Annotated in this window: 1 protein-coding gene; it reads right to left on the bottom strand. The window is 61.4% G+C overall.

Annotation, left to right across the window (positions count from 1 at the left end):
- Positions 1 to 241: transposase (locus tag AC1DWF_RS38660; protein ID WP_476843685.1), on the bottom strand; the 241-nt coding region annotated here is incomplete at its 3' end.
- Between the last annotated feature and the right edge of the window lie 277 nt (positions 242 to 518).

Below are 518 nucleotides of genomic sequence, written 5' to 3'. Positions count from 1 at the left end.
GGGCAAAATATGCGGACGCCTTGCGCAGGATCTCATTGGCCTGCCGAAGCTCCCGGTTCTCCCGTTCGAGGGCCTTTAGCTTGGCGGCCATCTCCGTCGTCGGGCCAGGTCGGCAACCGCTATCGCGCTCCGCCTTCTTAACCCACTCGTTCAGCGTCTGGGCCGTGCAGCCGATCTTGGCCGCGATCGACAGGACCGTCGCCCAACGCGACGGRTGCTGCSCCTMATGCTCCAGCACCATCCGGACCGCTYGYTCGCGAACCTCAGGAGAAAACTTGTTCGTCGTCCTGCTCGTCGTCGCTCCACCTTCTCAGAAGTTGGAGCCTCCGAAAAACCCGGAGCGGTTCAGTTCGTCGGCGTGTCATAGCCCTTCATCACACCTTCCAAATTCGTAACCACCCGGGGCTGCCTGCGCAGCTTAACCAGGCCGTGCATTCCCTGCTGGTTCAACATATCCACGCGCTGGCCCAGCAACAGTAGCAACATCGTGTCCATGGAGGAACGGTAGCGCTTCAGCG

It is taken from the genome of Aminobacter sp. P4_D5 (genome assembly GCF_056401815.1).
The sequence above is the reverse complement of the archived record's forward strand: the minus strand, read 5'-3'. Positions and strand labels throughout refer to the sequence as shown.